At 71.1% G+C, this 19,074-nt stretch carries 20 protein-coding genes; 10 read left to right on the forward strand and 10 right to left on the reverse strand.

The window, feature by feature from the left end; genetic code table 11:
* Positions 1–46: 46 nt before the first annotated feature.
* From HNR21_RS36135 to HNR21_RS25940, 5 genes are all read left to right on the forward strand, one after another.
* Positions 47–175, forward strand: coding sequence for a hypothetical protein (locus HNR21_RS36135; protein WP_281402066.1), 129 nt, complete (start codon positions 47–49; stop codon positions 173–175).
* Positions 176–295: 120 nt separating this feature from the next.
* Complete coding sequence (locus tag HNR21_RS25925) at positions 296–1,474, forward strand: YcaO-like family protein (RefSeq protein ID WP_182707260.1); 1,179 nt, start codon at positions 296–298, stop codon at positions 1,472–1,474.
* A gap of 23 nt (positions 1,475–1,497) precedes the next feature.
* On the forward strand, positions 1,498–2,922 hold the full coding sequence (locus HNR21_RS25930; protein WP_182707261.1) for a TfuA-like protein: 1,425 nt from the start codon (positions 1,498–1,500) through the stop codon (positions 2,920–2,922).
* A 178-nt stretch (positions 2,923–3,100) separates the two neighbouring features.
* The gene (locus tag HNR21_RS25935; RefSeq protein WP_182707262.1) at positions 3,101–4,207 is read left to right on the forward strand and encodes an epoxide hydrolase family protein; all 1,107 of its coding nucleotides are present in this window, start codon (positions 3,101–3,103) and stop codon (positions 4,205–4,207) included.
* A 76-nt stretch (positions 4,208–4,283) separates the two neighbouring features.
* Positions 4,284–4,715 (forward strand): nuclear transport factor 2 family protein, encoded by a 432-nt coding sequence (locus tag HNR21_RS25940; RefSeq protein WP_182707263.1) that lies wholly within the window; start codon positions 4,284–4,286, stop codon positions 4,713–4,715.
* Here the strand turns inward: HNR21_RS25940 and HNR21_RS36675 are convergent.
* Both HNR21_RS36675 and HNR21_RS25950 read right to left on the reverse strand, forming a co-directional pair.
* On the reverse strand, positions 4,672–4,905 hold the full coding sequence (locus tag HNR21_RS36675) for an Rrf2 family transcriptional regulator (protein ID WP_376766603.1): 234 nt from the start codon (positions 4,903–4,905) through the stop codon (positions 4,672–4,674). The genes HNR21_RS25940 and HNR21_RS36675 overlap by 44 nt on opposite strands.
* A 12-nt stretch (positions 4,906–4,917) precedes the next feature.
* Positions 4,918–5,658 (reverse strand): AraC family transcriptional regulator, encoded by a 741-nt coding sequence (locus HNR21_RS25950; protein WP_182707264.1) that lies wholly within the window; start codon positions 5,656–5,658, stop codon positions 4,918–4,920.
* Between the two features lie 54 nt (positions 5,659–5,712).
* Here HNR21_RS25950 and HNR21_RS25955 point away from each other — a divergent pair, with 54 nt between their 5' ends.
* Positions 5,713–6,906, forward strand: coding sequence for an MFS transporter (locus tag HNR21_RS25955; RefSeq protein WP_182707265.1), 1,194 nt, complete (start codon positions 5,713–5,715; stop codon positions 6,904–6,906).
* Here the strand turns inward: HNR21_RS25955 and HNR21_RS25960 are convergent.
* The 4 genes from HNR21_RS25960 to HNR21_RS25975 all read right to left on the reverse strand — a co-directional run bounded on the left by HNR21_RS25960 (position 6,881) and on the right by HNR21_RS25975 (position 9,837).
* Positions 6,881–7,381 carry a DinB family protein gene (locus HNR21_RS25960; RefSeq protein ID WP_182707266.1) on the reverse strand — a complete coding sequence of 167 codons (501 nt, stop codon included), beginning with the start codon at positions 7,379–7,381 and terminating at the stop codon, positions 6,881–6,883. The two genes, HNR21_RS25955 and HNR21_RS25960, sit on opposite strands and share 26 nt — an antisense overlap.
* A 339-nt stretch (positions 7,382–7,720) precedes the next feature.
* Positions 7,721–8,719: an AraC-like ligand-binding domain-containing protein gene (locus HNR21_RS25965; protein ID WP_182707267.1), complete on the reverse strand. Its 999-nt coding sequence runs from the start codon at positions 8,717–8,719 to the stop codon at positions 7,721–7,723.
* Between the two features lie 108 nt (positions 8,720–8,827).
* Positions 8,828–9,667 carry an alpha/beta hydrolase gene (locus HNR21_RS25970; RefSeq protein WP_182707268.1) on the reverse strand — a complete coding sequence of 280 codons (840 nt, stop codon included), beginning with the start codon at positions 9,665–9,667 and terminating at the stop codon, positions 8,828–8,830.
* A gap of 32 nt (positions 9,668–9,699) precedes the next feature.
* The gene (locus HNR21_RS25975; protein ID WP_182707269.1) at positions 9,700–9,837 is read right to left on the reverse strand and encodes a hypothetical protein; all 138 of its coding nucleotides are present in this window, start codon (positions 9,835–9,837) and stop codon (positions 9,700–9,702) included.
* A gap of 462 nt (positions 9,838–10,299) precedes the next feature.
* Between HNR21_RS25975 and HNR21_RS25980 the strand changes: the two genes are divergently transcribed.
* A complete protein-coding gene (locus HNR21_RS25980; RefSeq protein ID WP_182707270.1) occupies positions 10,300–10,755 on the forward strand; it encodes a DinB family protein in 456 nt (151 codons plus the stop codon).
* A gap of 343 nt (positions 10,756–11,098) precedes the next feature.
* Here HNR21_RS25980 and HNR21_RS25985 read toward each other — a convergent pair whose 3' ends face one another.
* From HNR21_RS25985 to HNR21_RS25995, 3 genes are all read right to left on the reverse strand, one after another.
* The gene (locus tag HNR21_RS25985; protein ID WP_182707271.1) at positions 11,099–12,379 is read right to left on the reverse strand and encodes a tetratricopeptide repeat protein; all 1,281 of its coding nucleotides are present in this window, start codon (positions 12,377–12,379) and stop codon (positions 11,099–11,101) included.
* Between the two features lie 554 nt (positions 12,380–12,933).
* Positions 12,934–14,490 (reverse strand): alkaline phosphatase D family protein, encoded by a 1,557-nt coding sequence (locus HNR21_RS25990; protein ID WP_182707272.1) that lies wholly within the window; start codon positions 14,488–14,490, stop codon positions 12,934–12,936.
* A 393-nt stretch (positions 14,491–14,883) separates the two neighbouring features.
* Positions 14,884–15,537 carry a maleylpyruvate isomerase N-terminal domain-containing protein gene (locus HNR21_RS25995; protein WP_182707273.1) on the reverse strand — a complete coding sequence of 218 codons (654 nt, stop codon included), beginning with the start codon at positions 15,535–15,537 and terminating at the stop codon, positions 14,884–14,886.
* 309 nt (positions 15,538–15,846) lie between these two features.
* On the opposite strand from HNR21_RS25995, the gene HNR21_RS26000 reads away from it, so the two are divergent.
* Positions 15,847–16,470, forward strand: a complete 624-nt coding sequence (locus tag HNR21_RS26000) for a GAP family protein (protein ID WP_182707274.1) — start codon at positions 15,847–15,849, stop codon at positions 16,468–16,470.
* 94 nt (positions 16,471–16,564) lie between these two features.
* On the opposite strand, the gene HNR21_RS26005 is transcribed toward HNR21_RS26000, so the two are convergent.
* Positions 16,565–16,954 (reverse strand): DUF7144 family membrane protein, encoded by a 390-nt coding sequence (locus tag HNR21_RS26005; RefSeq protein ID WP_220500303.1) that lies wholly within the window; start codon positions 16,952–16,954, stop codon positions 16,565–16,567.
* A gap of 192 nt (positions 16,955–17,146) precedes the next feature.
* Between HNR21_RS26005 and HNR21_RS26010 the strand changes: the two genes are divergently transcribed.
* A complete protein-coding gene (locus HNR21_RS26010; RefSeq protein WP_182707276.1) occupies positions 17,147–17,485 on the forward strand; it encodes a hypothetical protein in 339 nt (112 codons plus the stop codon).
* Positions 17,486–17,717: 232 nt separating this feature from the next.
* Positions 17,718–18,584 (forward strand): formate/nitrite transporter family protein, encoded by an 867-nt coding sequence (locus HNR21_RS26015; protein WP_182707277.1) that lies wholly within the window; start codon positions 17,718–17,720, stop codon positions 18,582–18,584.
* The last annotated feature ends 490 nt before the right edge of the window (positions 18,585–19,074 follow it).

Genomic DNA, 19,074 nt, shown 5'->3' on the forward strand with positions numbered 1-19,074 from the left:
ACGGCGGTGGCGGATTCCATGCCGCATGAGAAGAAAGGAGAATGGCATGAGCAACACGCTGGTCATCCCCACACCCGGTGAGCTGGACGAAGTCTTCCAGGGCGCCGACGAGCAGATGGTGCACGCGGCCTCGGCGTACCTCGCGACCGAGGACTACGCCCCCGGCGACGAGTAGTCCGGCGGCCGCCGACCACCCGACACCCCGTCCGGGCCCTCACCACGGGGCCCGGACGGGCTCGGCCCGCCGTTCAGGTCACCCCGCCCCGTTCACCGCGACGAAGTACGGAGTATCGAGATGCATGGGCGGTCCCTGGCGCCGACCGGACCTTCTGCCCCACCCGCCTCCGCCAAGGTCACCTCGGTCGGCACCCACCGGGTGCGTCCCGCCGAGGAGACATGGGAGTGGATACGGCCGATCCTTCCGCGCTGCGGCATCACCCGGGTCGCGGACGTCACCTGGCTCGACGAGATCGGCATACCCGTTTTCCAGGCCGTGCGGCCCAACGCCCGGACGCTGTCGGTGTCCCAGGGCAAGGGCGCCACCGCCATGCTGGCGAGGGTCTCCGCCGCCATGGAGGCCGTCGAGCTGTGGCACGCGGAGCATCCGCGCGTGCCCGTGACCACCGCCACCGTCGAGGAGATCGAGGGGGAACTGGGTTACCCCCTCGACGCGCTGCCCCTGGCCCCCCGCCATTTCGTCGGTCCCGACTGCCGCTTCGGCTGGTATCCGGCCGCCCGGATCGACGGGGCGGGAACGTCGTACCTGCCCTCCTCCCTGCTACACCTCGACTCGTGCGTCACGGGCCGGTGGACGCCCGCCGCCTTCCGGGCCACCAGCAACGGCCTGGCCAGCGGCAACGTGCTGGACGAAGCGCTGCTCCACGGTCTGTACGAGGTCGTGGAACGGGACGCCGCCGCCCGCGCCAGGCGGCACGGCACGGGCCGGCCGCTCGATCTGTCCACCGTGCACGACCCCACTGCCCGCATGCTCCTGGAACGCCTGACGTCGGCGGGGATACACGTCACGGCGCGTTTCCTGCCCAGCCCCTTCGGCATCCCCACCTTCGACGCCGTGATCACCAGTTCGATGTTCCCGGTGCCCTTCGGAGGCGTCGGGACCCATCTGGACGCCGGCATAGCCCTGTGCCGGGCGCTCACCGAGGCGGCGCAGTCACGCGCGACCGCCATCGCGGGAACACGCGACGACCTCGGGCAGACCCCGTACCGGGAGGCCCACTTCTCGCTGGTGAACCGCTCACCGTCCCCGCCGCTTCCCGGCCGCGACGCGGTCGACTTCGCCTCCGTCGTCTCCGCTCCGCTTCCGGACGTACGCCAGGAGGTGGTCCACGTGGCGCGCCGGATCGAGTCGGTGATGGGCCATCCGCCGCTGTACGTCGACCTGACGCGACCGGAACTCGGGATTCCCGTCGCCCACGTGGTGTGCCCCGGAGCGCTCATCGACATCAGCCACTGAGCCGAGTGAGAGGTGATCGGCCCATGCCGAGGAAGTACTGCTTCGTAGGCCCCAGCCTGCCGGACGCCGCCGGACTGGCCGCCGGAACCGGCGTACGCCTCATGCCGCCCGTCGCCGCGGGCGATCTCCTGCGCCTCGACGTGCGAGCCGGCGACGTGATCGCCATCATCGACGGCTACTTCCACCAGACGCGATCCGTACGGCACAAGGAGATCCTGGATCTCCTCGGCCGGGGAGTCCACGTGCTCGGCGCGTCGAGCATGGGGGCGCTGAGGGCCGCCGAGCTGGACCGCTTCGGCATGCGGGGCGTCGGCCGCGTCTACGCCGACTACCGCGACGGCCGGCTGGAGGCCGACGACGAGGTGACGCTCCTGCACAGCCCCCGGGAGGAGGGCTACCGGCCGCACTCGGAGCCGCTGGTGTGCATGCGGGCCACCTTCGCCGCGGCCGTCCGGCACGGGGTGTGCGACGCCTCCACGGCCGACCGGCTCATCGAGGTTCTCGCCCGGTGGCCTTTCGGGCTGCGTTCCTACGCCGCCCTCCCCGAGGCCGGTGCGGAGGCCGGGCTGGACGGGACGGCGGTCCGGGCTCTCCAGCGCCACTGCCTCGCCCACCGGCAGGACCCCAAACGCGAGGACGCTCTTCTTCTCCTGGACGGCCTGCGGGACGACGACGCCTTCGCCGGGCCCGAACCCCGGCGGACACCGCAGGCCCCGCACCGGACCGCGTTCCTGTACGCCTGGCAGCTCGCCGCGCGTACCACCGGCCCGGAAGACGGGGCCTCCCCGACAAGCGCGCTCGACCTGCTGCGCGCCTGCCAGCTGTTCGCGGACGACTACCCGGACCACCACCGGGACATGACCCTGCGAACCCTGGCGTCCCTGTGCGCCGCGGAGTGCGGAGAGCGGGCCGGCCCCGGCACGGACGCGGAACGGGCCCTGCTCCACGGAGAACACCACGGTCTCTACCGTCTGCCCGCCCGGCGCGAACGGCTCCCGTTCCTGAACCTGTGGGTGACCCCCGCCGAGGCCGGACTGCCCTTGGCCGACCAGTTGGCCATCGCCCTGGTCCGGTCCTGCCGCACCACGCTGAGGCTTCCCTGGGAGGAGATCGCCCTGTCGCTGCTGGAGGAGCCCTCCGTACGTGACGCGGCCCGACGGTTCGTCCGTCTCGCCGAGGAGGTCAACGACCGTGCCCTGCGGGATCGGCCCGATCTCGCCATCGACGCCATACCGCGGGCCAGGATCGAGGACCTGCTGGCCGAACACTGGCGGGCCTCGCCGGACACCCTCGAACTGGCCGCCCTGGACCGGGGCTTCGTGTCGCTCGACAACGCGGTGTCCGCCGCACGGCCCTTCTACCTCTTCGCCAGATACAACGACACGGCCGGTCTCCTCCGGGTGGCTCCCCCGGCCGGCCTGCAAGGGGGACGGCTCGGCGTTCGCTGAGCTTTCGCGGGTCCTGAAGGACGCGGTGGGCGTGCTGCAAGCCGGATCCGCGCCGCCGTCGGACTTCCGGCCGGCGACCGTTTCGTTGGACTCACCAACGGCTGTGATATCGTTGGCACGTCCAACGTTGGCGTCCCCCACATCTGGGCGCCGGATGAGTCCCCCTGGAGGCAAGACCATGATCAAGCCGTTCCGCATCGACATCCCCCAGGCCGACCTCGACGACCTGGCCGACCGGCTCTCCCGCACCCGCTGGCCCAACGAGGTCGCCGACGCCGGGTGGGACTACGGCTTCCCGCTGGCACGGCTCAAGGAACTGGCCGAGTATTGGCGTACCGGCTACGACTGGCGCGAGCACGAGGCCAGGCTCAACGAGCTTCCGCACTTCACCACCGAGATCGACGGCCAGAACATCCACTTCGTCCACGTCCGGTCCACCAGGCCGGATGCGCTCGCGCTGATCCTCACCCACGGCTGGCCCGGTTCGTTCCTGGAGTTCCTCGACGTGATCGAGCCGCTGTCGCGCGACTTCCACCTGGTGATCCCGTCCATCCCGGGGTACGGCTTCTCCGGGCCGACCCACGAGCGCGGCTGGGACATCGTCCGGATCGCGCGGGCCTGGGCCGAGCTCATGCGCCGTCTGGGGTACGAGCGCTACGGCGCGCAGGGTGGCGACTTCGGCTCGGGCATCTCCATGGCGCTCGGCGCGGTGGCACCCGAGCAGGTCGTCGGGGTGCACGTCAACTACCTGCCGACCCGGCCGGTCCCGGACGCCGACATCGAGCTGTCCGAAACGGATGAGGCCCGGCTGGACAAGGTCAGGCGGCTGATGGCCGATCGTCCGCCGTACCAGGCTCTGCAGGCCCTCACCCCCCAGACCATCGGCTACGCGCTGACCGACTCGCCGGTCGGCCAGCTGGTCTGGATCGCCGAGCGCTTCGCACAGTGGACCGACCCCCGCTCGCAGATCAGCGACGACCGGATGCTCACCAACATCTCGCTGTACTGGCTGACCGCCACCGCGGCCTCCTCGGCGCGGCTGCACCACGATGCTCCGCGGCGGATCGAGCCGTGCCCGGTGCCGATGGGCGTGGCGGTGTTCGCGCACGACATCACACAGTCGGTGCGGCCGCTGGCCGAGCGGCTGTACGACATCAGGCACTGGTCGGAGTTCGACCGCGGCGGTCACTTCGCCGCGATGGAGGTGCCGGAGCTGCTCGCCGAGGACATCCGGGACTTCTTCCTCACCCTCCTCAAGAACGACCACCAGGCCGCCACCCGCTAGGTGCTCGTGGCCACTGGGAACTGGTCGTGGGCGGCCAGATCGGCCGGTGGCCGGCTCTCACCACTTGGAGATCGTCATGACCGGTGCCGAAACCCTGATCCGCGCCCTCGCCGACCGCGCCGAACTGGCCGACCTGGTCGCCCGTCACAGCCTGTGGATCGACGAGGGCCGCTACGACGAGACCGACCGGCTCTTCACCGAGGACGCCGTCGTCAAGTCCCCCCGTGGGGAGGCCCACGGCATCAAGGCGCTCATCGAACTCGTGAGCGCGCACCACGTGTACGCCCGCACCCTGCACAACAAGTCCAACCTCGTCATCGAGGTCGACGGCGAGACCGCCACGGTGCGGGCCCACGACATCGCCGTCTTCGTCATCGACGACAAGACGGAGGCCGTCGCGGCCGGGATCCACCACTACAGAGCGCGCCGCACCAAGGACGGCTGGCGCTTCGACCGCCTCGAAATCACCCCGGTCGCCCTGACCGAAGCCCTCGACCGGGCCCTCTAGATCGCGCGCTGATCGCCGAGGCCGGCCTGGTGAGGACGTAGCCGCCGACGTGGCCCGCGGTGGAGCGGACGATGCCGGTCCGGGACAGCGCCTGAAGGTGCTTGGCCGTGTACGCCGGAGGGGTGCCGTGCAGCGTGGCCGGCACCGGTTTCCGGCTCTGGCTGAGCGTGACGCAGTACCGGGGACGCACCGGGATGCGGCCTCAGCGGTTTCGTCCCGGGGTGTGCCCGAACGTACGGCGGAAGACGTCGATGAACGCGCTCGCCGAGGCCCAGCCGCACCTGTGCGCGACGGTGGTGACGGGCGTGTTCTCGGCGAGCAGTATCAGCGCGTGGTGCAGCCGAAGCTGTGTGCGCCACTGCGGGAACGTCATGTGCAGTTCGGTGCGGAACAGCCGGGACAGGGTGCGCTCACCGGCCCCGACCTGGGCGCCGAGCTGGGCCAGCGTGCGGCCGTCGGCGGGGTCGTCGTGCAGCAGCGCGCACACGGCGGCCAGCCGGGGGTCGCGCGGGGTGGGCAGGTGCACCGGCTGCCGCGGGGAGTACCGGAGCCGGTCGAGCAGCACGGCCCTGAGCCGGTCGCGTTCGGCCTGGTCACCGCCGTCCGGGTCACGGGTGTACTCGATGATCAGTTCGCGGAGCAGCGGTTCGACCGCCAGCACGGCGGGGGCGTGCAGGGCCAGCGGGTTCATGTCGACCGCAAGGCCCACCAGATGCATGTCGGTGCGGCCGTAGGCACGGTGCTCATGGACGGTCCCGGCCGGCACCCAGATCGCCTGGGTGGCCGGTGCGATCCAGCGGCCCGAGCCGGTGGTGACCGACAGCACGCCGCGGGCGGCGTAGACGATCTGGTGCTCGTCGTGATGATGAGCACCGATCTCCGCTCCGGCTTCGAGGCGGCGCAGCCCGGTGGGCGCGACGGGGGTGTGGCGGGAAATCGACATTTGCCGGCAGATTATCGGAAGCCGTCAAGGAGCTTGATCAGCAACCCTGGCGGCATGCGTGCGAACAGGCGACTGCTGCTGTCCATCGGGCACGGGAGCGTCGACTTCTATCAGGGCATCGTGCCGGTGCTGGTGCCGTTCCTGGTGTCCGAGCGTCACTACGGCCATCTCGGCGTGTCCGGGTTCGTGCTGGCCGCGTCCCTCCTGTCCTCAGTGGTCCAGCCGCTGTTCGGGGCGCTGACCGACCGGTGGGCGATGCCGTGGCTCGTCCCGATGGGCACGCTGGCGGCCGGGTGCGGTGTCGCGCTGATCGGGGTGACCGGGTCGTATCCGCTCACCCTCGCGGCGATCGCGCTGACCGGTTTCGGAGTAGCCGCCTACCACCCGGAGGCGGCGCGGCTTGCCCGCGCGGTGACCGGCGGCGACCACGTCGGAATGAGCTGGTTCTCCCTCGGCGGTAACGTCGGCTTCGCGCTCGCGCCGGTGCTCGCGACCGCGGTGCTGGCCCTGGGCGGGCTCGCCGCGGCCCCGTTCCTGCTCGCGCCGGCGGTGCTCGGCATGCTGGTCACCCTGCCGCTGCTGGGACGGCGGGCGAGTGTCACAGCCGGTTCCCGAACGGATGGTCGTGATGACTGGCCGGCGTTCCGCGTGTTGTCCGCGGTCGTCATCCTGCGCTCGATCGCCTACATCGGGCTCAGCTCGTTCCTGGGACTGTTCGTGCAGCAACGCATCCAGCCCGGCGACGCCGCCGGCGGGGCGGCACTGTTCGTGCTCTTCACCGGCGGCGCGGTCGGGACCGTTCTCGGCGGTCGGCTGGCCGAACGTTGGGGCCGGATCCGCACGATGCGACGCGCCTACGGCGTGGCGACCCTGGCGGTCGCCGGTGTGGTGCTGGTCCCTGGCCCGGCGCTGTACGGGTTCGTGGCCGTCGTGGCGATCGCACTGTACGTACCGTTCTCACTGCACATCACGCTAGGGCAGGACTACCTGCCCAACCGGGTGGGCACCGCCGGCGGTGTGACCCTCGGCCTGGCGGTGAGCGTCGGCGGAGTGCTCGCCCCGGCCCTGGGTGCCCTGGCCGACGCGACCTCCCTGCGCACCATGCTCTCCACGCTGACCGTCTTCCCGGCCCTGGCCTGGCTGCTCACCCGCCGCCTACGCGAACCCACCCGCCTGGAAAGCCCCCGACACGAGATGCCCTCCCCGGCGCTTCGAACAGGACCTAGCCGCGGCGAGTGGCACCGCTGAGGATCTGCTCGCGGAGGATGTCCGCGTGACCGCAGTGCTGAGCCAGTTCACGCAGCATGTGGAGGTACACCCAGCGCAGCGGCAGCGGGCCCCGGCGGTTGCCTCGCACGATGTCGTCGAGGGTCAGCTCCGCCGTGGCCTGACGGGACGCCGCGCAGGCCTGCCGGTGGGCCCGCTGGACGGAGGCGATCGTGTCGCCGTCGTCGAGGTCGAACGACTCGTCGGGCGAGTCGGGAATGCCGATCTCGGCGCGGGGACGGCACGTGATCGCCTCGTCGAACCAGACCTTCTCCACGAACGTGGCGTGCTTGACCAGGCCCAGCAGCGTGGTCTTGGACGGGACCAGCGACCGGCGCGCCTGCTCCTCGGTCAGCCCGTCCAAGCTGGCGTTCAGCGCGGATCGATGCTCATCGAGGAACGCCTCGAACTGGTCGCGGAGCGTCGCGTGGAAGACGGCGGGTTCCAACGACGGCATGTTGACCATGATCGCAACGATACTCGGTCATCACGCCCACCCCTTCAGAACTCCCTGGTCGGTGAACTGGGCGAGCCTTCCGGTCGCAGGTGTGGATCCGATCGGCATCCGAACCCGGCAGAGTCCACACCATCTGCGCCGCCGCCAACGCCGGGTTCAGCACACGCGCCCCGGCACGCGCCCGGGTGAGATCGGCGTCAACGGCCGTGACGGCATCGGCCTGCAAGCCGCTGTCGGCCACAGGCGGCCGGTGAGCCGGCTCAGTATGCCCACCGGGCAGGGACGCGACCGGCTTGCCGGGAGATCAGGGGGCCGGTACGGCGGCCGTAAGCAGCATGGTCATGCTCGGGACGAGCGCTGACGGGCCGCCGCGTCACCGGGGCCGGCCGGGCGGTTCGTGCGGCGCCACTGGGTGGGCGTGACGCCGTAGGCGTCGCGGAAGCGGCGGGTGAAGTGGCTGGGGGTGGCGAAGCCCCAGGCGAGGGCGATGGACGCGATGGTGCGGTGGTGACCGGCGGGGTCGGCCAGGTCGGCGCGGGCTCCTTCGAGGCGCTGGGTGATGATCCACTGCTCCAGGCTCAGGTTCTCGTTCTCGAAGAGCTTGTAGAGGTGGCGCAGGGAGACGTTGTGGACTGCGGCCAGAAGCGCCGGTGTGAGGTCGGGATCGGCGATGTGCCGGCGGGCGTAGGCCATGATGCGGGTGAGCATGGTCTCGGCCCGGACCGAACGGGTGAGCCGGTCGTCGCCTCCGGCCGCCGAGACGATGAGGGCACGGGCCAGTTGGACGGTCGCGTCCACCAGGTAGGGGGCGCCGGGGTCGGCGCTGAGGCGGTCGGCCTGCGCTTCCAGCTCCCGCAGGTGCCGCTGCACCAGGTCGTACAGCGGGCTGGTGTGCAGGCGGAACGTGGCGCGGCGGATCACGTCGACGGGCAGGCCGAGCTGCTCGTGGGACATCGCGAACGACAGGGATCCGCCGTCTCCCGACCAGGAGAAGTCGTAGGGCGCCGTGAGATCGTTGAGCATCAGGTCGTTCGTGTCGATCCGCCGGTGTTCCCGCTGCTGCTCGAACCGGCCGACACCGCGGGCCTGGATCGCCAGGGCCAGCACGGGCGGGGATTCCCGGCGCACGTCCCGAGGGGTGCGGATGAGGCGGAACCCGGAGTTGTGCGAGGTGAAGATGTCGAGCCGGCCGAGTCGCCAGTAGAACATGCGGGCGTGGATCGGGCCGTCCGGATCCTCGTGGGAGACCCGGCTGACGACGCACGCCTCCTTCATCGCGGCGTGGAACGCGTCGACGCGTTCGGCGGGCGGCACGTGGCGGGTGTCCAGCAGCAGCATCGTGGGCCCTCCTCGCCGACGTCGCTCTGGCGGCATTATTCGCGCCGCCGCAGGACGCGGGCAAGGAGGACGTTGCTCAGGTCACACCGCTTTTCAGGCCGCCCGGGCTCAGTGGAAGCGCCTGACGAACGCCAGGGCCGTGTCGGCGACCTCGCGCCATCCGCTGTCGATGGTCAGGGCGTGCCCGCGGCCGGGGATCTCCACGATCTCGGTGACCGCGGCCTCGTTGCGCCGCTGCTTCTTGTACGCGGCGTTGGTGAGGGCCCAGGGGACGGTGTGGTCCTTTTCCCCGGAGATCAGCAGCAGGGGGCCGCGTTCGGGGTTCCTGCTGTCGACCCTGGTCTCCGACCACGGGTTGAGGTTGGCGACGGCGGCCTGGAACAGCGGCTCGCCAGGAGCGGGCACGGCGTAGGTCCGGTAGAGGTCCCTGGCCTCCTCCTCGCCGACGGCGTTGGCGAACGCGTACCGGAACTGTTCGTAGGTCAGCGGGACGGCCCGGTGGTAGTTGGCCGGGTTGCCCAGCACGGGGCGGGCCGAGCGCAGCGAGGAGATCGGCAGGGGCAGGACGCCGCGGAACGGGGCGGGGTCGATCGCCACCGAGACCGCCGACAGCCCGCGTCCGGCCAGGATCTGGGTGATCAGCCCGCCGAAGGAGTGGCCGATCACCGCCGGCCTGCGGGCCAGCCTGCCGATCAGCTCGGCGAAGTGGCCGGCGACCTGGCCGACGCTCTTGCCCGCGAACACCTCCGGATGGGCGTTGGCCTCCTCGACCGTGTCCGGGTCGTCCGGCCAGCCGGGGGTCAGCGGCGCGTACCCGGCCTCCTCGAACACCGCGGCCCACCGGTCCCAGCTGCTGGGCAGCAGCCACAGCCCGTGCACGAACACCACCGGGGGACGGCCCGAGGCGTTGATCTCCTCGATGCGCTGCTCGATCTGTGAAACCGACATCTCAACACGCCCTTCGTTCGGAGGAAAAGGAGTCAACGCCGGGCGAGCACGCCCGGCAGGAACGCGATCGCCGCCCGAGGTCGGTCGTGCACTGGTCCCAGAACCACCGCATCGCGTCGCGGCGCCTCCACGAACGCCTGCGCGGCGGGTTCGAGAACCGGCTCGGTCATGCCGTCCCCCTCGCGGTCCGTTGCTCGGACGTCTCGTCACCGTCCTGATCATGGTCGCGGGCGGGCAGCGCCTCGGGTGGTCCGTGCGCGCACGATGCTTGTCCCACAGCGCAGTCCTTCCACAGGCACCGTGCGCCGTGGCTGGAGCGCAGGCGGCGTCACCGGGTCTCGGCGGCTCAGCCGGCGAGTTCCAGGGGCGCGGCCGGACTGACGGTACGGCGTGATGAGATCGGCTCACGCGGCATGCGCGTGCTGACCACCGTCAAACAGCATGACTGACCATCCCCATGCCCGGGCGGCTCCCGCCTGACCGGCGACACCCTCCGGGCGTTCGCGCATCGAAGCGCTGGACAAGAAAGGCTGAAGGACTTGACGGACACGACCCGCCAGAGACGGAGCGGCATCATCGGCGGAGATCACGACAGCAGGTTCACGTTCCCCGCCGTCGGAGACGAGCGGACCATGCTCGTCAACGTCCTGGCGGCGCAACGGGCGACGCTGGAACGGAAGTGCACGGGGCTGAACGCCGAACTGGCCCGGCGTTCCGTGGAGCCCTCCACGCTGTCGCTGCTCGGATTGGTGCGGCACCTCGCCGACATCGAGCGCCGCTGGTTCCGGCACGTGCTGGCCGGGCAGGACGCGCCCGCCCGCTTCTCCTCCGCGGAGAACCCCGACGGCGACTTCGACGGCGCTGAACCCGCCGCCGTCCCCGCCGCCTGGCAGGCCTGGCGCGAGGAGGTGGCGTTCGCCGAAAGCTTCGTCGCCGGCGCTCCGCACCTCGACATCGAGGGTCACGACGCCTGGCGCGGGCGTGTCTCGCTGCGCTGGGTGCTCATCCACATGATCGAGGAGTACGCCCGCCACAACGGCCACGCCGACCTGCTCCGCGAACGCATCGACGGAGCACGGGGACTGTGAGGCCGCACGACACCCCGTCAGGCGGCATTGATCGCCAGGATCCGGCACCCGCGACGATGACCGAGGAAGCGGCACATGCGTGATCTGTTCGACCTGTCCGGTACCACCGGCGTCGCCATCTGACCCCTCCCGCGGTTCTTTCCGGCGACCCGGGCCATTCACCGATCACACCGAGCCGTCCGGAACGCCTCAGTCCCGGCGGGAGGCGCCGAAGTCGATCACCTTCATCAGCGGTTCCAGGAACGACCGGACGGGGCGCGCCCCGATGATCGGCATCGCCCACCACGCCTGGAACGACACAGAGCACCCTGAAACGCGCCGCCGGGGCGTCCGGGAAGGAAGGTCAGCGGGAGTCGTTGAGGGCGCGTTCGATGAGGTCGGCCAGGGGCGGCACCCAGGCCTGGTGGTGCCGTGGCGGGGGTGGGGCGGGGCGCAGATGGCGGCTGTCGGCGTGGATCTTGTCGGCCCACCACTGCCCGAGCCGGTGGCCGCACTGGGCGGCGCGGGTGAACCAGTACACCGCGCGGGCCGGGTCCTCCATCCACAGCGTGCCGAGCTCGAACGCGGCGTCGGCGTGCCCGTGCTCGACGGCGCGTTCCAGGTAGATCTCGGCGGTGGGCCGGTCCCCGGCCACGGCGGCGGCCAACCCCAGCTCGTAGGCGTGATCGGCGGCCGCCAGGCGGGGCGCGGGATGCTCGACCAGGCCGATGGCCACCTCGTGGCCGTGGCGTTCGGCCTTCATCAGCCAGGCCAGCGACTCGGCCGGGCAGCCTTCCAGGCACAACAGCACGCCCAGCCGGAAGCAGGCGTCGGCGTCCTGATGCTCTTCGGCCGCCCGCAGCAGCCGCACTCCGTGCTGCCCGTACAGGCGGAACATCCGCTGCTCGGTCAGCGACGGGCGCCCGTCGACGTCCCCGACGTAGTCCTCCATCAACTCCATCACCGCCGCGGCGCCGGCCGGTGCGGGCCCGCCCCGTCCCCTGGGGGTGTTCGGCCCGGGTCCGGCTGGCCTTCCCGGGGGCGGCCCGCCGGGGTCCTGGCCGGGATGGGGCTCAAGGAGCGGCGGTGCCGACAGCGGGACGTCCGGCGGCCGGCGGCCGGCAGGCGGCGGGCCCGGCCTGCCGGACTCCTCGTCTCGGCGGTCTTGGCCGGTGTCCGGCTGCCGGTGCCGACTCGCCGTGACTTCACCGGCTTTGCCGCTGCGGCCTTGCGGCCGCTCGGCGGCAGGTCCGGCAGACCGGGCGGTGTCCTCTACGGTGTCCTTTGCGGCTTCGTCGGTGGTGAACACCGCCTCCCAGCGGCGCCGCCATTCGGCCAGCAGCAGCTCGGTCTCCCGCGGGTACGCCTCCACCGCGGTCTCCGCCGCGTACCGGCGGCAGGACAGCAGGTAGCAGGCCACCCACCGCCACTCCGGCGGTCGTACCCGCCGGCGGTTCAGCACGTCGCTGAGCGCCGTCAGCGACAGCTCCGGCAACGCCTGGTACCTCCTGCCCTGCTTCCGCACCCCCAGCGAGATCCGCGCCAGCTTCCGCAGGGTCGGCCGCCCGCACGCCCACCGGAACTCCTCCAGCTGCCGCACGAATTCGTCCAGGGCCTTCGGGTCATAAGCACGATCGACGCCCATCGCACGCCGCACTCCCTGTTCGCGGTTCACCGGTAGAACGTCCACCGGACTGGCGTCGATTTTCTCACCATCGCCGGGTCCGGTCGTGACCTCCCGGCAGCTCCGAAGTGTTCCGAGTTGTTCCGAGTCGCCAGGAAGCCCCAGGTCAGTACGACTCTTGCAGGCTGCACCATGCCGTTCCGACCTGTTCTGAGTCGACCCGGACAAACAACCATCGGATTGGCGGTCGCGCTTGCATATGCAAGTGCAATGCGGGGCGAATTGTCACCCTAAGGGATTGAACGAGTAGATCATCTGTGTCGTGTGACGCGAACGAAGGCCACGAAACCGATCGGTGTCAAAGCCCTCCACGACCACCGGGAGACGCCTCCCCCCTGCGTCGGCTCCCGATGCCCGCCGCCGCACGGGCTCGTCCCGCCCAAGACCCGCCCAAGACCTGGCCGCCGGAAGCCCATGCGGTCACCCAGCGCGGTGGCCGCCAACGTTCGCCGGGCCGGGTACGGCCTCGGCGACAGTCTCGTGGCCATGTTGCGCGGTGGGAGGGTGGGGGCGGTTCACTGGATCGAGTCCACCTGCGCTCCCGGGCGGCCGTTCTCGACCACGAAGCTCGCCTGGGTCTTGATCGGCGAGTCCTTGGTGGTCACGTACTGGACCACCCGGTAGTCGGTGCGGAACTCGTCCGGGCTCAGCGAGCAGCGCACGTAGCCGCGGCGGGCGTTGGCGAACTTGACGTGCGGGTTGGCCGCCAGCCAGTTGCGGCAGGTCGCGTCCAGGTCCGCGCCGTCGCCGCCGGACGAGATCGACGTGCCCAGGAACTCGGCGCCGACCGTGCGGGAGGACGGGTCGTCGAAGTTCTGCTTGAGGTCGGCCACCATGCTGCGGTGCGCGTCGCCGGTGATGACGACGAAGTTGTCCACGCCGCGCTCCAGCACCCCGTCGAACAGCCGCTGCCGGGCCGCCTGGTACCCGTTCCAGTTGTCGGTCGAGAGCTGCTTGCCGGGTCCTGGGTCGGTGTCGTTCTGGGCGATCACGGTCTGCTGGGCGATGACGTTCCAGGTGGAGCGGGAGCGGGCGAGGCCGTCGAGCAGCCAGCGCTCCTGCTCCTCCCCGAGCATCGTGCGGGACGGGTCGGCCGGGTCGCACGGCTGCGTGGTGGCGTCGCACTGGTCGGAGCGGTACTGGCGGCCGTCCAGCACGCTGAACTCCGCCAGCCGCCCGTACCTCACCCGCCGGTAGAGCCGCATGTCGGGCCCCTGGGGGAAGGCCGCGCGGCGCAGCGGCAGGTGCTCGTAGTACGCCTGGTAGGCGGCGGCGCGGCGGCGCAGGAACGCCTCGGGGGTCTGCGCCGGGTCCTCGGAGATCTCGTCGGCGTAGTTGTTCTCGACCTCGTGGTCGTCCCAGGTCATCAGCCACGGGAACGCGGCGTGCGCGGCCTGCAGGTCGGCGTCGGACCGGTAGTTGGCGTGCCGTACGCGGTAGTCGGCCAGCGAGAAGACCTCCGCGTTGGGCAGGTGCCCCCGCCCGATCGTCCCCTGCGCGTCGCCCTCGTAGATGTAGTCGCCGAGGAAGACCACCAGGTCGAGGTCCTCCTGCACCATGTGCCGGTACGCGGTGTAGAAGCCCGCCGGGAGGTTCTGGCACGAGGCGAACGCGAACCTCAGGCCGTCGTTGCCGGCCCATGCCTCGGGCGCGGTCCTGGTGCGGCCGACCGGGCTGATCTCCCGCCCGGCCCGGAACCGGTAGAAGTACTCCCGGCCGGGACGCAGCCGCCCGACCTCGGCGTGCACCGAGTGCCCGAGCTCCGGTGCGGCCCGCTCGACGCCCCGGGCGACCACCCGGCCGAACCGCTCGTCCTCGGCCACCTCCCAGTGCACCGGGATCACCCGGTCGGGCATCCCGCCGCGCCCGTCCGCCGCCAGCGGCTCGGGCGCCAGCCGGGTCCACAGCACCACCCCGTTGGGCAGCGGATCGCCCGACGCCACGCCCAGCGTGAACGGATTGCCGGTGAACTTGGGGGTCGCCCATGCCGGAGCCGCCGAGAAACCGGCGATCGCCGCGCCCATTCCCGTCACTCCGGCCAGCCCCAGGAACTTCCGCCGATCCAGTCGCATTTTCGCCGCCTTCCGCTATGTCCGGAACCCCCTCCGATGCTCTGGATCGAGGTGAGCGACAAATGGCGGCTCGGCGACATGGGCAGAGCACTCAGCCGAACGGTCAATGTTCCGGAAACGGCCGCGAAATCACCGGCTTCGCCGTTCCCACCGGAACGTGAATGCAGCCCGTACACGGGACCGTCCGGACTCGCCGCCACACGGGCGGAGGACACCGCGCGGCCGAACCCGCCGGATCGGCACCCCCGGGAACGGCCGCAAACGACGACCAGGACGTGCCGCCTGGACGCGAACATCCGGGTCATCCGGGCCAGGACGTGTCCGGTGAGCGGCCCGCGGTTCTTGGCGGTGACGTTCTGCCTCACCTCGCCGGGATCGTTCGCGATGGACCGCTCAGCCGAGGATGAGCGGGAACTCGGCGGCGAGATCGCCCAGTGCGGCCTTCTGCGCGTCGGTCGGCGCGCGGCGTCCGGTGCCGATCAGCAGCGCGTCCTTGTCGGAGAACGGGGCGGGAAACGGGGTCCCGGCGATCTTCTCCAGCAACGCGCGCGCCGCCGCGAGGGTCTCGGCCGGAGGCTCGGCGGCCGACGGCAGATGCGCGATCAGGTCGAGGTGGTGCAGGGTCCATTCGAGCACGTACGCGGTCAGGTAGTCGCCGACGGTCAGCACCTGGTCGCGGGTGCCGACGCGGGCGGCGGGATCGGCGAGTGCGGCGGCGCGGCCCGCGGCGGAACCGACGTCGTCGAAGTGGAACTTCAGCCACCGCGGCTCGCCGTACGCGGCGGCCAGCCGGGGGATCAGCGCATCGAGCGGGTCCTCGCCGGTCGGGGGTTCGACGAGATGCCAGTAGGTGACCGCGTCCGCGGTCGGTTCGCTCTCGGCGGGCGTGACCAGGGTGATCAGGACGTCCTGGGCGCCGATGAGCAGGTGGCACACCAGGTCCCGCACGAGCCAGCCGGTGCAGCCGGACGGCCGCTCGAAGTCCTCGTCCGGGATTTCGGCGACCGCCGTGCGCAACGCCGCCCAAGAGCGCGAGAAGAGATCCACCGCGGCACGGTAATCCCGGGCCGGAACGGCGGACAAGCGTATTAGGACGGCCGGCCCGCGCGCCTGGAACCCGTCCTGCCCTTCGGGCCGTCCGCCGTTGGCCGATGGTGCGGTCCTCGCGAGGGGTCACCCTTCAAAGGGACGGATCCGGTCGCCCGTGTCGGGCCTCTGCCACGTCGTTTGCCGCGCTCACGCGCCGGGGATCACCCGCCGCGGGCGATTCGGCGTCGGCCCCGTACCGCCGGTACGGAGCCTTGCACAAAGGCGGATCGGCGCTGGGCCGTGGTGGCCGACATCGGAGGGGAAGCCGTGAATCTGCAGATACTCCCGTTAGCCGTCACCATGATGGTGGGGCCGCAGATCATGTCGGCCATCATCCTGGTGACCAGCAGGCGGGCGGTGCGGGTCTCCCTGGCGTTCCTGCTCGGCGTCGCCGTCGCCACGACGGTGGGGGTCGCCATCGCCCGCGCCGTGTTCGCCCTGATCGGCAACGGCGTCGAACTGGACGGCTCCGGCAGGGGAACGACCGGGACCGTGATCCAGATCGGGCTGGTCGCCCTGCTGCTGGCCGCCGCGGTCAGGAACTACGTGCGGCGGGAGACCGTCGAGCCGCCCGGCTGGCTCACCACGCTGCTGGAGGCCGGGCCGCGCAAGGCGCTGGCGACCGGCCTGCTGGTGATCGGGCTGATGCCCTCGGACATCGTCGTCATGCTGACGGTGGGCGCGAACCTGGAGCAGAACGAGGCGGGCCTGGCCGCGGCGCTGCCGTTCATCGCCGCCACCGTCGTGGTCGCGGCGCTCCCCCTGCTGATGGTGCTGCTCTTGCACCGGCGCGCCGAACGCCTCATGCCCCGGGTGCGGGAGTGGATGAACTCCCACAGCTGGGTGATCAACGTCGCCGCCTGCCTGATCTTCGTCGCGCTCATCCTGTGACCGAAGGCGGCCCCCCGGCCGGAGGCCGCCCCCGCACGTCGCCCGCACGCGGTGCCGTGCGGGCGACGCGGGCCAGGTGACCGTCAGGGGGCGTTCAGCGCAGGGACGCGGCGGCCTGGCGCGAGTAGACCGTCAGCGCCCAGATCACCACGACGTCCAGCGCGATGATCAGCAGGGACCACACCGGGTAGTAGGGCAGGAACATGAAGTGGACCACGGCGCTCAGCCCGGCCAGCACGATGCCGACCGTTCGCGCCCACACCTGCCCGGTGAACACCGCGAACCCGGCCGCCGCCACGAGGATCCCGACGAGCAGATGGATCCAGCCCCACGTCGTCAGGTCCCACTTGAAGACGTAGTCGCCCCGGAACGCGTACACCTGGTTCTCGAGAATGGCGGCGAACCCCGTGATCGCCCCGAACACTCCGGACAGCACCATCACGCATGCGGCGAAGAGGGCGAAACCCACCGCCCAGGCGCTCACCGGCCGACCGGCCGCCGCCTGACGCTGATCTGTTCTCTCAGACATCCCAGTCCCTCCCGACCTTGCGTCGACGCAGGTCAAGAACACCATTCGGCCGGGGAGGCACAGGGGATGCTACCCGTCACGGGGAAATGCACACCGTGCCGCCGCTTCGGCCGCCCGGCCTCGCGCATGACGGCGGGGGATGCGATCATGGCCGTAATGGGTCCCGGTGCGACGTTCATGTATCTGATGGCGGCGACCTGGCTGTTCCTCGGGCCCTTCCTGATGGTCGGGCTGGGGGTGCTCAGCGCGGCCCGCAGACCGCCGCGGCGACGTGCGGGCCTGGCCGTCACCGCCGGCGTCATGCTGTTCTACGTCGGCGTGTTCGCGGTCGCCGGGTTCCGTGGCTTCTCCGACCCGCACTTCTTCGGCGACGTGGTCGTCGGTTCGCTCGTCACGTTCGGCTGGCTGGCCCTGCCGTGGCTGATCGCCTGGCTGCTCACCCGCAGGTCGGCCCGGCGCGCGGACGACACCGACCCGCTCCCGTGACGATCGTCCCCTGAGGCACGGCGGGGTGCCCTCGGCTGCGGACGGGCCGGGCCTCGCGTGTCCCAACAGCGGCCCGCCGGCCGTGTGAGCCCGACGTGACTTGATGATCGCGGCCTTGTCACACAACGGACATATCCGCTGCACACACTCACCCCGGACGGTCCGTCTCCCCGGAACGTCGGTGTGCGTCCGCGGCACCCCTCCGGGCTGCCCACGGAAAAGGAGCGACCCCGTGTCCTATCTGAACCCGCCGGAGTTCGTCACGAAGATGATCGACGCCGGCGAGACCAAGGCGTTCATGTCCACCCGCGACACCGTGATCCGCGCGTACATGGCCGGCGCCATCCTCGCGCTGGGCGCGGCGTTCGCGGTGACGGTCACCGTGCAGACGGGTCAGCCGCTGGTCGGCGCGCTTCTCTTCCCGGCCGGGTTCTGCCTGCTGTACCTGCTCGGGTTCGACCTGCTGACCGGCGTCTTCACCCTGGTCCCCCTCGCGCTGATCGACCGGCGGCCGGGGGTCACGCTGCGCTCGGTGCTGCGCAACTGGGGGCTGGTCTTCGTCGGCAACTTCGCCGGTGCGCTCACCGTCGCGGTCATGATGGCGGTGATCTTCACCTACGGCTTCTCCATGGAGCCGAACGAGATCGGCCAGCGGATCGGCTCGATCGGCGAGGGGCGGACGGTCGGCTACGCCGAGCACGGCGCCGCCGGGATGCTGACCCTGTTCGTCCGCGCGGTCCTGTGCAACTGGATGGTCTCCACCGGCGTCGTCGCCGCGATGATGTCGACGTCCGTCTCGGGCAAGGTCATCGCCATGTGGATGCCCATCCTGATCTTCTTCTACATGGGCTTCGAGCACTCGATCGTGAACATGTACCTCTTCCCGTCCGGCCTGATGCTCGGCGGCGACTTCTCGGTCATGGACTACCTGCTGTGGAACGAGATCCCGACCGTGGTCGGCAACCTGGTCGGCGGCCTGACGTTCGTGGGACTCACCCTGTACGCGACCCACGGCCGTACCGCTCCGGCCCGGAACCGCCCGGCTCCCCGGAAGGCCGGCGCACCGGCCGAGGAGACGCGGGTCAAAGCGGACGCCTGACACGTCCGCGGTCTCCCGCTCCCGCCGCGAGCGGGAGACCACCGGCCCCCGCCCAGCCGCCTCGTTCCCGCCGGCCGCATCCGGGCACGGTCTGCGGGACCTCCCAGACCGGACCGGCCCGCCACGGCCACGGTTCTGACGCCGCCCACTCGGCATCGCCGACGACCGATGCCGAGTGGGCGGCTTTCAGCGTGGCCGCTGCGACTGCGCGGAGGGGCGTCCCAGCGCACCCCGCAGGCCGAAGGGCGGTGCGGGCGGAAGGGGTGAGTTGCCCGCGTGCTCGCGGGCGGTGGATGTGAGGTGGGTGCGCGGCGTCATCCCCGCTTCGCGTTCCGCTCTGCGCGCGCCGTGTGCGACCGGTCGTTCGAGGGGTCGCGGCCGGTCGCAGGTCATGGCCTCGTCGCAGGGGGATGGACGCCGGTCGATTTCGTTGACAACCTCTGCTTCAGAACCCGATTCTAGTCGATAACCGATAAAGTATGACCCCCTG

The organism is Thermomonospora cellulosilytica, from assembly GCF_014138835.1.
GTDB classification, from domain to species: domain Bacteria; phylum Actinomycetota; class Actinomycetes; order Streptosporangiales; family Streptosporangiaceae; genus Thermomonospora; species Thermomonospora amylolytica.